Source organism: Rhodococcus sp. PAMC28707, assembly GCF_004795915.1.
In the GTDB taxonomy this organism is placed as follows: domain Bacteria; phylum Actinomycetota; class Actinomycetes; order Mycobacteriales; family Mycobacteriaceae; genus Rhodococcoides.
On record NZ_CP039253.1, the window covers coordinates 1662652 to 1676272 of the forward strand.

The 13621-nt window shown below is 62.2% G+C and carries 11 protein-coding genes; 5 read left to right on the plus strand and 6 right to left on the minus strand.

Features of this window, described 5'->3' with window-relative positions:
• Nucleotides 1-137: 137 nt before the first annotated feature.
• Nucleotides 138-599: a sugar transferase gene (locus E5720_RS07500; protein ID WP_168708296.1), complete on the minus strand. Its 462-nt coding sequence runs from the start codon at nucleotides 597-599 to the stop codon at nucleotides 138-140.
• Nucleotides 600-1017: 418 nt separating this feature from the next.
• Here E5720_RS07500 and E5720_RS07505 point away from each other — a divergent pair, with 418 nt between their 5' ends.
• Nucleotides 1018-2790, plus strand: a complete 1773-nt coding sequence (locus tag E5720_RS07505; RefSeq protein WP_136170135.1) for a DUF4012 domain-containing protein — start codon at nucleotides 1018-1020, stop codon at nucleotides 2788-2790.
• An 88-nt stretch (nucleotides 2791-2878) separates the two neighbouring features.
• Here the strand turns inward: E5720_RS07505 and E5720_RS07510 are convergent, their stop codons facing one another.
• On the minus strand, nucleotides 2879-3928 hold the full coding sequence (locus E5720_RS07510; RefSeq protein ID WP_136170136.1) for a TIGR03857 family LLM class F420-dependent oxidoreductase: 1050 nt from the start codon (nucleotides 3926-3928) through the stop codon (nucleotides 2879-2881).
• 155 nt (nucleotides 3929-4083) lie between these two features.
• On the opposite strand from E5720_RS07510, the gene E5720_RS07515 reads away from it, so the two are divergent.
• The 3 genes from E5720_RS07515 to E5720_RS07525 are packed head-to-tail and all read left to right on the plus strand — an operon-like array spanning nucleotide 4084 to nucleotide 7036.
• Nucleotides 4084-5412 (plus strand): NAD(P)-binding domain-containing protein, encoded by a 1329-nt coding sequence (locus tag E5720_RS07515; protein WP_136170137.1) that lies wholly within the window; start codon nucleotides 4084-4086, stop codon nucleotides 5410-5412.
• Nucleotides 5409-6032, plus strand: a complete 624-nt coding sequence (locus E5720_RS07520) for a TetR/AcrR family transcriptional regulator (protein ID WP_136170138.1) — start codon at nucleotides 5409-5411, stop codon at nucleotides 6030-6032. The genes E5720_RS07515 and E5720_RS07520 overlap by 4 nt, the downstream gene beginning before the upstream one ends.
• Before the next feature lie 50 nt (nucleotides 6033-6082).
• The gene (locus E5720_RS07525; RefSeq protein ID WP_247596216.1) at nucleotides 6083-7036 is read left to right on the plus strand and encodes an alpha/beta hydrolase; all 954 of its coding nucleotides are present in this window, start codon (nucleotides 6083-6085) and stop codon (nucleotides 7034-7036) included.
• Between the two features lie 42 nt (nucleotides 7037-7078).
• Here the strand turns inward: E5720_RS07525 and E5720_RS07530 are convergent, their stop codons facing one another.
• The 4 genes from E5720_RS07530 to E5720_RS07545 form a co-directional block, all read right to left on the minus strand.
• Entirely contained in the window at nucleotides 7079-7972 is an 894-nt protein-coding gene (locus tag E5720_RS07530) for an SDR family NAD(P)-dependent oxidoreductase (protein ID WP_136170139.1), read from the minus strand.
• Nucleotides 7969-8718 (minus strand): SDR family oxidoreductase, encoded by a 750-nt coding sequence (locus tag E5720_RS07535; RefSeq protein ID WP_136170140.1) that lies wholly within the window; start codon nucleotides 8716-8718, stop codon nucleotides 7969-7971. Before E5720_RS07535 ends, E5720_RS07530 begins: the two co-directional genes overlap by 4 nt.
• 221 nt (nucleotides 8719-8939) lie before the next feature.
• On the minus strand, nucleotides 8940-10088 hold the full coding sequence (locus E5720_RS07540) for an acetyl-CoA C-acetyltransferase (protein WP_136172515.1): 1149 nt from the start codon (nucleotides 10086-10088) through the stop codon (nucleotides 8940-8942).
• 106 nt (nucleotides 10089-10194) lie between these two features.
• Nucleotides 10195-11571 carry an MFS transporter gene (locus E5720_RS07545; RefSeq protein ID WP_136170141.1) on the minus strand — a complete coding sequence of 459 codons (1377 nt, stop codon included), beginning with the start codon at nucleotides 11569-11571 and terminating at the stop codon, nucleotides 10195-10197.
• A gap of 435 nt (nucleotides 11572-12006) precedes the next feature.
• On the opposite strand from E5720_RS07545, the gene E5720_RS07550 reads away from it, so the two are divergent.
• Nucleotides 12007-13575: an AMP-binding protein gene (locus E5720_RS07550; RefSeq protein WP_136170142.1), complete on the plus strand. Its 1569-nt coding sequence runs from the start codon at nucleotides 12007-12009 to the stop codon at nucleotides 13573-13575.
• Nucleotides 13576-13621 lie beyond the last annotated feature (46 nt).

Below are 13621 nucleotides of genomic sequence, written 5' to 3' on the forward strand. Positions count from 1 at the left end.
TTGCTCTACTCGTCCAATGCGACTTCCGTGATATTAACCGTTGCGGACACAGTGCATTTCGGTGAAAACTAGGTGAGTCATATTGAAAAGCGCCATTCCGCTTGTTTCTGGTTATTTCCCTGAATATTTAATGAAGTTCAGGGGCCGTACCGTACTGCGGCGACTGTCCGGTACAGGATGCGGATGTCGCGGGCGAGCGACCACGAGTCCACATAATTGCGATCTAGCATCGCCGCGTCCGGTCCGGAGATGTCCGCGCGGGGCGCCAGCACCCACAGTCCGGTGATTCCTGGACGGCAGTCGGCGGGTACTTCCACATCGGGAATGCCGGGCCGATCCGTGGCGGGTCGCGGCCCGACCATGCTCATGTCACCCCGAAGAACGTTGATCAGCTCGGGCAGATGATCCATGCCCAGCTTCGTCAGCAGCACGCCCAGCCGCTGCTCAGGAGGCGTCCTGAAGCTCAGGAGCTGGAAACGGATGCCTCGACGACCGATCCTCGTCGTGGACGCGAACGTGGGCTCACCCTCGGCGCCACTGGTCAGAATCACGCATCCGAGGAATACCGGCGCCAGCACTATCAGGATTGTGGCGGCCACCACCCTGTCGAATATGATCTTGGTCGCAGATTGCACCGGATCGAGCCGCGTGGGCCCCGCCGATCCGCCCTGTTGTGGTATCGAGGGGTCCGAACCGGACCCTCCCGAACTACAGCGGATCACTCTCCCGACTCCCTTCTCCGAACGAGACGGCCTCCCCGAGACCGACAGAATGTTATCGCGAGTAACCGACCATCACGTTACAATCTCGGAGCACTCGAGTCGGTTCTTTACACGATCGTATTAATTGCCGACATCGACGATCATTCAATCGAATTACCCACTACCTCAATACCCACGACCTCAATACCCACTACCGACGTCGACGCACTAGTCTTCCCACGGGCGTGAATATCTCCTTTTCGCAATAACCGCGCCCTTCACTCGAACCATCCCAAGCAACAGGAGCCCCGTCGACATGACCTCTGGCACCGACACCCGCCCGCCGTCGCGCAAGAACAAGCGCCCCGTCCTGTTGGGTGTCGGCATCGTTCTGGTCGTCGTTCTCGCCTTCCTGGCATGGCTGGCGTACGAGGCCTTGACGGCGAAGTCCAATTTGGAGACGACGCGGGACGCCGCGACCTCCGCCAAGAATGCACTGCTCGACGGCGATGTGTCGGGGGCGCAGGCCGCTGCCGCCGAGGCGAGCGAGTCCGCGCACAAGGCGCAGAACGCTGCGTCCTCGCTGCCGTTCACGATCGCTGCAGCTATCCCGTTCTTCGGCAGTCCCCTCGAAACGATCGTCGAGATCACCGATGTGGTGCAGGGTCTCGCGGTCGATGTTCTCGAGCCCGCGGCGCAGGCGAGCGCAAGCATCTCCCCCGACAACGTGATCGAGGGCGGCGGCCGGGTGAACTTGCAGTCGCTCACCGAGGCAGAGCCGATCCTCGCGGAGACATCCGCCGCGGCCCAGGACCTCTATGCGCAGGCTCGGGCGATCGAGGCGCCTGCCTATCTCGGTGTCGTCGACGACGCCCGTGTGCAGCTCGAGAATCAGACCCACGACGTGTCGGGGTTGCTGACCAATACCTACACGGCCAGCCGCATCGTTCCTTCCATGATGGGCGCCGACGGTCCCCGCTCCTACTTCCTTGCCTTCCAGACCAATGCCGAGGCACGCGGCACCGGCGGTCTACTCGGTGGATTCGGAATTGTGCGCGCCGACAACGGAACTGCCCGGGTCGACACCCTCGGCAGTAACCGCGAGCTGGAGTTCGCGGAGCAGCCGATCGATCTCGGCCCCGAGTACACCGCACTGTGGGGTCCGCGTAACACCACGACCGACTTCCGCAATTCCAATGCGAGCCCGCACTTTCCGTACGCGGGCCAGATCTGGACTTCGATGTGGGCCGAGCAGACCGGTGAAAAGCTCGACGGCGCGATCGCTACCGATCCAGTCGCACTCGGCTACATCCTCGACGCGACCGGCCCGGTCACGCTCGCCGACGGAGAGGTCATTTCCGGTGACAACGTGGTCGAGGTGACGTTGTCCACTGCATACGCTCGCTTCGGCGAAGATCAGCTCGCCCGCAAGAACTACCTGCAGGAAATCTCGCAGGCTGTCGTGTCGAAGATGACGACGGGTGTCGCTCCGACTCGCAAGTTGCTCGACGCGGTCGGCCGGGCAGGCAGTGAGGGTCGCATTTCGGTGTGGAGCGCAGATCCCGCCGAGCAGGAAATCCTGGCGGGAACGAAGGTCGGCCATGCGATCCCGGACGATCCTGCACCGTATGCCAACGTGATCGTCAACAACGCAGGCGGAAACAAGCTCGACTATTACCTGACTCGCGATATCTCCTACACCGCGGAATCTTGCACCGGCCCGACTCGTAAGTCGACGGTGACCGCGACACTGACCAACACCGTGAACTCGGACGGGCTGACCCAGTACGTGGCCAGCACTTTCCAGCCCGGTGTCCCGTACGGCACCAACGAGTCGATCGCCTACCTGTACGGAACGCAGGGCGCCAAGATCACCGGCATGAAGGTCGACGGCGTCAACGCCTTCTCGGTCCAGAAGGGTACCGAGCTGGGTCGACCCGTCCAGGCTGCGTACGTCACGATCCCGCCCGGTGAATCCTCCACCGTTACTTGGGAACTGGAAGAGCCTTCCGTTTCCGGTGAAGCTACGGTTCCGGTCCAGCCGTTGGTGGACACTCCCACTATCAGCATCGATCTTCCCCAATGCTGATAGTGGAGCACTGACGGCCCCGGAGCTGTAGATTGCGCGGGCTATGCCGGCCGATGGTTCACCCCATCGAGCCGGCATAGCTCGTTCATCAGCAGGTTTCGCGATAGACCTCGACGATCGGCGCCAGCTCCTGCGGAGTTGCGCCATGCAGGATTACCGCATCTGCGCCGTAGTCGAACTCCTCGCGTATACGGTCGACGCACTGCCTTGCCGTACCGGTCGCCGATGGTTCCAGCCACTCCTCGGGTAACAGCGTTGCGATGTGTTCCAGCTGATCCGTCGTGGCTTTGCTGTCGATACCCCCGGCGATAGAGGTCACCACCGAGTCGGCTCGGAAACGTTGCAGCACAGCAGGATCCCAGTTGTTGGTCTTCACCAGAAGATCTCCGTAGCCCTGCAGGTACGTCGCCAACCTAGCAACGGTCTTCTTCACCCGTAATTCCTCGGGCAAGTGATCGCCTACCGTCGCCAAGCACGACCACACCCTGACACTGTCCGGGTCTCGGCCGGCCTGCTCAGCCGCCGTCTTCACCGTCTTCACCGCACGTTGAAGTGTCTCGGGAGTGAAGTAGGTATGCAGAATGACGTCGTCGAATTCTCGGCCGCCCAATTTCAGAGTGTTGGGGCCGAACGCGACTATCGCCAAGCGAACATCTTCGTCGAAATCGGGATCCAGAAACAATACCGGCCATTTACCCAGTGGCCCATCGTGATTCAGAATAACTTCACCGTGCCACAACCTTCGGGTGATCTGGGCCCAGTCCTCCATCATCGCCGTGGTCACCGACGGCACCCCGAATGCGCTGCCCATTGCTGCTATGCCGCGTCCGATCCCGAGCGTGAACCTCCCACCCGAGAGTCGGTGCAGAGTCGTCGCCCATGATGCGGTGATCAGTGGGTGCCGCGTGTTGTGATTGGTTGCTGCGGTACCGATGCGCATTCGGTTGGTGACCGCGCACGCAGCGCCGGACAGTGACGACGCTTCCTTCACATTCCAGCGTTCGGAGATCCAGGCGGTCCCGAATCCCATGTCCTCGCCGAGTCGGGCCTCGTCCATCAGGGTTGCGGGCCCGTCACTACCGGCACCTGCCAGCAGGTAGTAGCCCAGTTCATCCAGGATTCGTGCGTTCGACGCCATATGCGATTCTCCGATTCTTGCATCAGGCGACGCGGACCATCCACCGGACTCTTGCCGCTCGACCCACACATTCGACGGTCGTGAAAACTTCTTGACGTGTGTCAAATTAGCGCATAACGTGACCGCTGTCACCCCCTCCAGTTAGCGAGTCACTTATGACCACCACGTTCGTCAGACCCACCACTGCGATCATCGGCGCAGGGATCTCCGGACTCACCGCCAGCAAGATGCTCGACGACTACGGCGTTCCGCACACCTGCTTCGAAATGTCCGATCGCATCGGTGGCAACTGGGCCTTCGGCAACCCGAACGGCATGTCGAGCGCCTACAAGTCTTTGCATATCGACACCTCCAAATACCAGCTGTCGTTCCGGGACTTCCCGATGCCCGAGAGCTACCCGGACTTCCCACACCACACGCTGGTCAAGGAGTACCTGGAGGATTACGCCGAGGCCTTCGACCTGAAGAAGAACATCGAATTCTCCAACGGCGTCCGCAGTGCGCGTCGCAAGCCCGGTGGCGGATGGGAACTGGACCTGCAGGACGGCTCGACTCGTGAGTTCGACTTTCTGGTGGTCGGCAATGGTCACCACTGGGACGCTCGGTTGCCGGAGTTCGACGGCGAATTCACCGGAGAAAGCTTTCACTCGCACCACTACATCGACCCAGAACAGCCATTGCACCTGCGCGGCAAGCGAATTCTGGTGGTCGGCATCGGCAATTCGGCTGCTGACATCGCCGTCGAACTGTCCAGCCGCACCCTCGACAACGAGGTCGTGATCTCCACTCGCTCGAGTGCGTGGATCGTACCCAAGTACATCAGGGGAAAGCCCGCGGACATGGGTTTCAAGACCTCGCCGCACATCCCACTGAAGTGGCAACGCAAGGTCATCTCCAAGGTGGCGCCCATGCAGAACGGATATCCCTCGGACATGGGATTGCCGGAGCCGAACCACAAGTTCATGGAGGCACACCCAACCCAGTCGGTGGAATTGCCGCTGCGGCTGGGATCGGGCGATCTGACCGCCAAGGGCAATCTGAAGCGTCTGGACGGGAAGACCGTGCATTTCGAGGACGGCACCAGTGCCGACTTCGACGTGATCATCTACGCCACCGGTTACAACATCACGTTCCCGTTCTTCGACCCGGAGTTCTTCTCGGCCAAGGACAATCACATCAGCCTGTACAAGCGGATGTTCTCCCCCGGCGTCGACGACCTGGCCTTCATCGGGTTCGCCCAGTCCACCCCGACTCTGTTCCCGTTCGTGGAGGCCCAGACCAGAATCCTCGGCGCCTACCTGGTCGGCCAGTACTCGTTACCTTCGGTCGCAGAGATGAAGCGGGTCATTGCCGAGGACGAGGCTCTGTATCTGGGGCACATGCTTCCGACTGCGCGTCACACTCAGCAATTGGACTACTTCGTCTACGAGCACCAATTGCGGACGAAGGAACTGCCGTCCGGCCGGGCTCGGATTTCTCGATGAACGCTCGGATCGCTGCTCAAAGGAGCCTGTCGAAAGGAGACGCGCGCCGCACTGCGCTGCTCGCGGCACTCGATGATTCGTTGCGAGAGGTGGACAGTGTCGAGTCGATCAATGTGGCCGACCTGTCCCGTCGAGCCGGGGTCACCCGCTCGGCGTTCTACTTCTACTTCGAGAACAAGGCCGCTGCGGTCGGCGCTTTGATGGAAGTTTTCTACGAGGAGGCGGCCGAGGCCGGTGTCTGGTTGACCGACGTCTCACGCGACCCGACCGAGCGCATCGGTAAAGCCGTGTCGCATCTGTTCACCGTCACCGAGCGGCACGAGCATCTCTACCGTGCCGTGTTGGAGGCCCGAGCCACCAACCCGTCCATCCGCACGATGTGGGAGGCGGACCGGGTCTCGTTCGAGGAGTCCGTGGCCGAGATGATCGAAGCCGAACGCGCTGCCGGCCGGGCGCCGGACGGAGTCGACGCACGAACGTTGGCGGCGGTTCTACTGGACGTCAACGACCGCAACATGGAACGTCGAGTGGTGGGCTCGCGCCCCGATCACGACCTGCATGTCGAGGTGGTCACCAGCATTTGGGTGCGCTCCATCTACGGCACCCATCCCCTTTCCTGAGTCGCAATCGCATGCACTTCGACTCGCGTTCAACACCTTTGGAGCCAGGCATGAATGAGAACTACACCACCATGACCGAAACCCTGCCCACCGCAGCAACGCGTGTCGTCGGCTTCACCGTGGCGGGTACACGCTGCGAGGGCACCCACTTTCCGGCTCGCAGTGACGCGTTGGCAACGGCGTCAGGCCGCCCGGTCGTCGTGTTGGCGCACGGCTTGGGCGGCACCCGGGACTCGGGCCTCGACGGCTTTGCCGAGGCGTTCGCCGCAGCGGGCTTGGACGCTTTCACCTTCGACTACCGCGGTTTCGGCACCAGTGGCGGCGACGAGCGCCAGACCGTGTCCTTGGCCGGTCAGGTCGAGGACTGGCAGGCGGCGGTCGACGCTGCCTCGCAGCTCCCCGGCGTCGATCCGCAGCGGATCGTCCTGTGGGGCGTCTCGTTGGCCGGTGGCCACGTACTCCAGGTGGCCGCTGACCGCGGCGACGTTGCGGCCGTCATCGCTGTGGTGCCGATGGTCGACGGTCTGGCCGCCATGCGGCACGCCCTCACCGCGCATGGCCCGTTGAACCTGCTCAAGGCCACGGCGACCGGAATTGCTGCGCGGGTCAAGGCCACCATGGGCAAACCCACGATGATGCCGGTCGTCGGCAAGCCGGGGCAGCCCGGTGCGCTCACCCTGTCCGGCGCCTACGAGGACTTCCACTCGATCGCAGGTCCGTCCTGGCGCAACGAAGTACGCGCCGACGTCGGTCTGGAACTCGGCACCAGGGCCCCGGCCCAGGCCGCCTCGAAGATCAAGGTCCCGCTGCTGGTCCAGATCGCCGACTTCGACCGGTCAGCGCCGCCGCGAGCGGCGGCACTGGCAGCCTTCGCGGGCCGCGCCGAGGTCCGTCACTACCCGGGAGACCACTTCGACCTGTTCCCGGGCAAGCCGTTCCACGGACCGGCCGTCGAACATGCGGTGCTTTTCTTGACGCGCCACCTGACCCCTGGAGCGAACTGAGGCATTGCGGCACAGCGCAAAATCCGCCGATACCATCGGTGGTCAGCGAGCGGCAGTCTTGCCCGCCTTGCGGGCTCGCTGAGCCTGCCACTTGCGCTGTCGAGCCACGAATAAGATCGACGAGCGTTGCATCAGTCCCGGCGCGAGCCGGTTGAACCGCCATGCCAGGCGAGCCGAGCGCGGCGTGACCAGGATCGCCATATTGCCGGCGACGGCCGCCAGCACCTCATCGGCCAGCTTCGCCGGCGAGTACGGGGTCTTGATGCGCTGACCCTTGAGGTAGTAGTCACGGCCCACGAAGTCGTCGATCGAACCCTTGTCCAAGATCGGGGTATCGACCGCCCCCGGACAGATAACGGTGACACCCACGCCCTTGGCCGCCGCCTCGGTACGCAGCGCGAGCGAGAGTCCGACCACTGCGTGCTTCGTGGCGACGTAGCTGGTGATCAGACCGGCTGCCATCAGGCCACCAGCCGAGGCCGTATTGACGATGTGACCATGGCCCTGGGCGATCATCTTCGGGTAGGCCGCATGGATACCATGCACCACCCCACGCAGGTTCACGTCGATGATCTGATTCCACTGGTCCAGGGTCAGGTGCTCGGCCTCGCCGCCGAAGTTGATGCCGGCGTTGTTGAAGATCAGGTCGATCCGACCGTGCTCGGCGACCACCCGGTCCACGGCTGCCAGCACCTGCTCGGGGTCGGTGACGTCAAGCGCCTCGGCACGAGCCCGCGGCCCCAGTGCCGCGGCAATGCGTCGCGCAGCCACCTGGTCGAGGTCGGTACAGACGACATACGCGCCGGCCTTGACCAGCGCTGCGGCCAACGCCACCCCGATGCCGGACCCTGCCCCGGTCACCAGCGCGGCGCGCCCGACAAAACGGCCCCGGTAGGGATTGGCGCCGTCCGCGCCCGCAGACCCAGTGCGGCTCATCCGAAGGCCTTCTCGATGAGACCCAGCAGGTCCGGGTAGCGCTTCAAGTGCGCACCACCATTGACCTGCATGTCCTCGCCGGTTGTCCACGCCGCACCGTCGGACAGCAGGTACTCACACGCGGCCGCGATCTCCAGTCCCGTCCCCGAGCGTCCCAGCGGCGTGTTCTCGACGTAGTCCTCACGCACACCGGGGATCTCCATGGCCGGCGAGGTCAACGGCGTGACAACGAGACCGGGAGAGACCGTGTTGACCCGGATCTGCCGCGGAGCCAACTCCAGAGCCGTCACCTTCGAGAGCATCAGGAGCCCGGCCTTGGCCGTGCAGTAGGCCGCCAGCCCCGATCCGGGTTGGGTCCCGTTGAGCGAGGCCAGGGTGACCAACGATCCGCCCTCGGCAACGCGGCTTCCGGCGTGCTTGAGCACATGAAATGCGCCGACCAAAGAGATGTCCAGAATGCGCCGAAACTCGGCCGAATCGTGGTCGACCACGGGCGACAGAGTGCTCGTGCCGGCACAGTTCACCACGCCGGTGAACGAGCCGCGTTCGACAATGATTTTCTCGAACAGGGCCTGCACCGTTGCCTCGTCGGCGACGTCCACCGGGAGTATCGACTCACTACTCACCAGATCGGCGCCGATGACGTGGTGGCCATGTAAACGCAGATGCTCGGCGATCGCGGCACCGAGACCGGAGGCGGCACCGATCACCACCGTGGTCTTGGCCGTCTCGGATGAGGGGGACATGCGTACTCCTGACAGGTGTCGAAACTTGTTGACGTGTGTCAACTTAGCTCCCAGAGTGACCGCTGTCACCCCATTGAAGCATTCGAGTCGATCCAGTGCTTTTTTTGAAGCGCCATCTGTCCCCGGATCCGGGCAAATGAGGATGCCAGGTCCTCGTCGAATCGTTCTGTGACGCTAGATCGAGTACGCGGACCAATTGCCTATTCGTGGAATCGCTTGTCTCACAGTCTTTCTATGATTGTCACGTTGGCTTGACCGCCGCCCTCACACATGGTCTGGAGGCCGAAGCGTCCGCCGGTGCGTTCCAATTCGTGGAGAAGGGTGGTCATCAAGCGTGCGCCGGTCGCGCCGAGTGGATGCCCCAGCGCGATCGCACCACCATTGACATTGACTTTCGACAGATCGGCCCCAGTTTCTTTCTGCCATGCAAGAACGACCGAGGCGAAGGCCTCATTAATTTCGACGAGGTCGATGTCATCGAGTGTCAGGCCAGTAAGTCGCAAAGCGTGTTCAGTGGCAGGAATCGGCGCTGTCAACATCATTACCGGGTCCGCACCGCGACCGGACATGTGATGGATACGAGCACGTGGCGTAAGTCCGTACCGGTTGACCGCCGACTCGCTCGCAACGAGTAGCGCCGCAGAAGCGTCGGAGAGCTGACTCGAGACCGCCGCCGTTATCAGGCCTCCCTCGGCAACAGGGGGGAGCGAGCGAATTTTCTCCCAGTTCGGTGTGCGCGGACCCTCATCTGCCGTCACATCTCCGACCGGCACAATTTCTCGCGCGAATCTACCCTCGTCTCTTGCGCGGATGGCACGCGTGTGGCTTTCCACGGCGTAGGCCTCCATCTGAGGTCGCGTGATGTTCCATTTTTCCGCAATCATCTCAGCGGCGCGGATTTGGCCAATCGGATCAGTGCCGTACCGCTGGACCCAACCTGTCGAGCCCAGGAAGGGATCGTCGAAGCCGTATTGTTGTCCAGCCAGCATCGCTGCACCGATCGGAATGGCACTCATGTTCTGAACTCCGCCGGCGACAACGAGTTCTGCGGTCCCGGAGAGAACCGCAGCCGCCGCGAAATGGAGGGCCTGTTGGGAGGAGCCGCACTGACGGTCCACGGTGACGGCCAGAACATGTTCAGGGAGCCCAGCCGAGAGCCAAGCGGTCCTCGCGACATTGCCTGCTTGTGGTCCCACTGCATCGGCACATCCGAATATCACGTTGTCCACGGCGCCTGGGTCGATCCCCGTTCTCGACATCAGCTCCTTGAGAACATGTGCTCCAAGATCTGCCGAATGACAGCCCTGAAGCCCACCGAGCCGCCTTCCCACCGGTGTCCGGACGGCGTCGACCAAATATGCAGTACCAATTCCTTGCATCTCGTAGCACCTCTATTCTTCTCGAAAGCGATTCGTCAAGCCTGCGTTTCTACCGCTGTGGACCAACGCAATTCGTCGGCCTCACTACCGACTGAGGTCACTGTGCGCTGATGTCACTGTGTGGGCGAGCCAAGCTTGGTTCGACGTCGATCGTGGTGAGGTCGCGCCCTCGGGTCTCTTTGATCATGGTCAGTGCCGCGATCGATATGCCCGCGGTGATGACGATGATCAGGCTCAGCGGGACGCTGGAGCCGCCGAAGCCAGCGAGCAGGACGCTGGCGATCAGTGGGGTGAAGCCTGCGCCGATGAGGCTGGCGCCCTGGTATCCGAGGGAAGCGCCCGTGTAGCGGACGGTGGTACCGAACATCTCCGACAGCAGCGGCACCAGGGGTGCGAACATCATGTTCTGGAAGATTTGCGCGATGACCAGGCCACCCGCCATCAGTGCGATGGAGCCGGTGTTGATCAGCATGTAGAGCGGGAACGCAAAGATGATTGCGCCTGTAGCGCCGATGAACACGACCGTACGACGGCCGATTCGGTCGGACAGCGTGGATGCCAGTGGGATGGCGACAAGCGCGACCACGGACAGGAGTATCAGTACCCGGATCACTTCCGACTTGTCGTAGCCGATGCCCGTCGCATACGCGATGATGTGTGAGGTCATGAGCGCGGTGAGCGCGAAGGGAGCAATACCCGCAGCACATGCCAGCAGTACGGGGCGAGGACTGCGGATCAGTCGGCTCAGTGGGGTGCGTTCGGGCTTTTCGGTTTCGGCGCGTTCCGCTGCTTGTTGGAATACTGGGCTTTCCGTGACCCGCGACCGGACGTAGAGGCCTACGACGACGAGCAGTGCACTGAACAGGAACGGGATACGCCAGCCCCACGATTGCAGGCTCTCGTCGGGCAGCAAAGTCACCAGCGCTACGGCGACCGTCGACATCAAGAACCCGAGCGGTGAGCCCAAGTTCATTATGCCGGCCCATTTTCCGCGATTCTCGGAATCGGAATGTTCGACGACCATCAGTGCGGCACCGCCCCATTCGCCGCCGACTGCTACACCTTGCAAGATTCGCAGGACGATGAGCAGAATCGGGGCCGTGACGCCGATCGCGGCGTAGCTAGGCAACAGTCCGATGAGGAAGCTCGCCACGCCCATGAGTGCCATCGTGACGATGAGGATGTGCTTGCGGCCGAACCGATCACCGAAGTGCCCGAACAGGATTCCGCCCAGCGGACGCGCAAGGTAACCCACGGCCAGGGTGCCGAAAGCAGCGATGGTGGATACCGCCTGCGATTCCCCCGGGAAGAACACGTCACCGAACACGAGGGCGGCCATCGTGCTGTACAGCAGGAAATCGTAGTACTCGAGGGCTGTGCCCAACAGAGACGACAGTGCAACCTTGCGTAGCTGCGTCTTCGACGTGTCGTTCGGACGATCATGAACGCGCCCGGCAACCTCATTGCTATCCATCAGGATCCACTCCTTTTGCAGGCCCATAGGGCCAAGACTTGCCTCTGGATGCCGCGAAATCGCAACCTCTGACCGGCCGGTAGCCGACATCGAGGAGTGATCTTTGTGGCGTCCATATAGCCAGCGCGTATTGGACAAGAACATAAACCAAGCATTCGCTTGGTGGGAACGATAGCGATATGGCGGCGGTCACGTCAAGGACCCACTTCGTCGACGCACGGAAGCTGCACGGGGTTGATAAAGAGGGATAAAACCAGGTAAAACAACTGCCTAGGATATTTGGTCGAGTCCGAGCATCAGAAATTCTCGACCCTTCCAATTATGAACAAGCATTTGCTACGTTCATTTTTCCACGGTTCATCGCCGTCGATGGTTCGGCATAAGAGCCACATGCCGTCCCCGCTGGCGGGCCCAACTACGCGACAGGAGAACAACATGGAGGCTTTGGAACGGACGACAACTCCGAGCTTGCTGCGCGCAGCAGCCCAGACTTGGGGTGAACGGGTCGCGATATCGGATGAGCAGACCGCCTGGCCGATGCAGTTGACCTGGGACGGTCTCCTCGACTCGGTCCGGCACTTCGCGGCCGCACTGCATGGGCGCGGTGTCCGCCATGGCGACTGCGTTGCCATTTGGGCGCCCAACACGCATCACTGGATCATCGGCGCACTCGGCGCCCAGTACATCGGTGCGATCGTGGTCCCGATCAATACTCGATACACCGATAGCGAGGCATTGGACATCATTGTCCGCTCCAGTGCTGGGACACTCATAATTGTCGGTGATTTCCTCGGGAAGCGCCGTCTGCCAGAGCTTCTCGCACAGTGTGACGGCGCTCCGGGATCAGTGAAAACAGTCATCGAGGTCCCCTATGAGGCGCCTGTGCAGTCGAGCGCTTTGTCCACCAGCTGGTTGGATTTTCTCGACACCGCCACGCCCGCGCTGCTGGCCGCCGCCGACGCAGCCTCCAAGCGGGTCCACACCGACGACATCGCCGACATCCTTTTCACTTCTGGCACAACGGGAAAGAGCAAGGGAGTCCTCGCCACCCACGATCAGACGGTGCACGTCGGCCGTACCTGGGGCACGATCGCCACCTTGGCGCCCGAGGATTGCTACATGCTGCTGAGTCCCTTTTTCCACACTTTCGGATACAAGGCCGGCTTCATCGCCTGTCTCTATCACGGGGTACGCATGGTGCCGCAGTCCGTGTTCCGCGTCGACAACGTGATCGGCCTTGCCGAAAAACACCGCGTCTCCGTCCTCTCCGGTGCTCCCACGATCTTCCAGTCGATACTCGACACCGAACTGCACCGCACTCGGGACCTGACACACCTTCGGGTGGCTGTCACCGGCGCGACAACAGTGCCGGTCACACTCGTCGAACGCTTACAGGACCAACTCGGCGTCGACATCGTCCTCACCGCTTACGGTTTGACCGAGACCAGTGGTTACGTGTGCTCCACCCGCCCCGAGGATTCACCGCACACGGTAGCCACCACGTGTGGACGTCCGATCGACGGAATGCAGGTCAAACTCGACCACACCGGTGAACTGCTTGTTCGCGGCCGCCTGGTGATGCGCTCGTATCTCGACGACCCGCACGCGACCGCTGCAGCAATCGACAGCGAGGGCTGGCTGCACACCGGCGACATCGCCACGATCAGCCCCGACGGCAACATCGCCATCACCGACCGCATCAAGGACATGTTCATAACCGGCGGCTTCAACGTCTATCCCGCGGAAGTAGAGCAGGCCATTCTTGCTGTCCCCGGCGTTCGCGAGTGCGCGGTGATCGGCGTGCACGACACCCGTATGGGTGAAGTAGGCAAAGCTTTTGTCTGCACCTCCATCAGCGACGCGAGCATCGACGAACGGCTACGCGCACAATGCAACGCGCTGCTGGCGAAGTTCAAGATCCCCCACTACATCGAGGTCGTCGATGCACTCCCCCGCAACACCTCCGGCAAGGTCGATAAGCTGCAACTGCGGCGACGTGGATGACCCCACTGTGCCGCCCGATCAGGCCACAGTGGCCTACGCAGCAAGA

Coding starts and splice junctions, on each gene's coding strand:
- E5720_RS07550 (WP_136170142.1), top strand. CDS start 12,007: ATGGAGGCTTTGGAACGGACGACAACTCCGAGCTTGCTGCGCGCAGCA.
- E5720_RS07520 (WP_136170138.1), top strand. CDS start 5,409: ATGAACGCTCGGATCGCTGCTCAAAGGAGCCTGTCGAAAGGAGACGCG.
- E5720_RS07530 (WP_136170139.1), bottom strand. CDS start 7,972: ATGAGCCGCACTGGGTCTGCGGGCGCGGACGGCGCCAATCCCTACCGG.
- E5720_RS07505 (WP_136170135.1), top strand. CDS start 1,018: ATGACCTCTGGCACCGACACCCGCCCGCCGTCGCGCAAGAACAAGCGC.
- E5720_RS07535 (WP_136170140.1), bottom strand. CDS start 8,718: ATGTCCCCCTCATCCGAGACGGCCAAGACCACGGTGGTGATCGGTGCC.
- E5720_RS07545 (WP_136170141.1), bottom strand. CDS start 11,571: ATGGATAGCAATGAGGTTGCCGGGCGCGTTCATGATCGTCCGAACGAC.
- E5720_RS07525 (WP_247596216.1), top strand. CDS start 6,083: ATGAATGAGAACTACACCACCATGACCGAAACCCTGCCCACCGCAGCA.
- E5720_RS07515 (WP_136170137.1), top strand. CDS start 4,084: ATGACCACCACGTTCGTCAGACCCACCACTGCGATCATCGGCGCAGGG.
- E5720_RS07510 (WP_136170136.1), bottom strand. CDS start 3,928: ATGGCGTCGAACGCACGAATCCTGGATGAACTGGGCTACTACCTGCTG.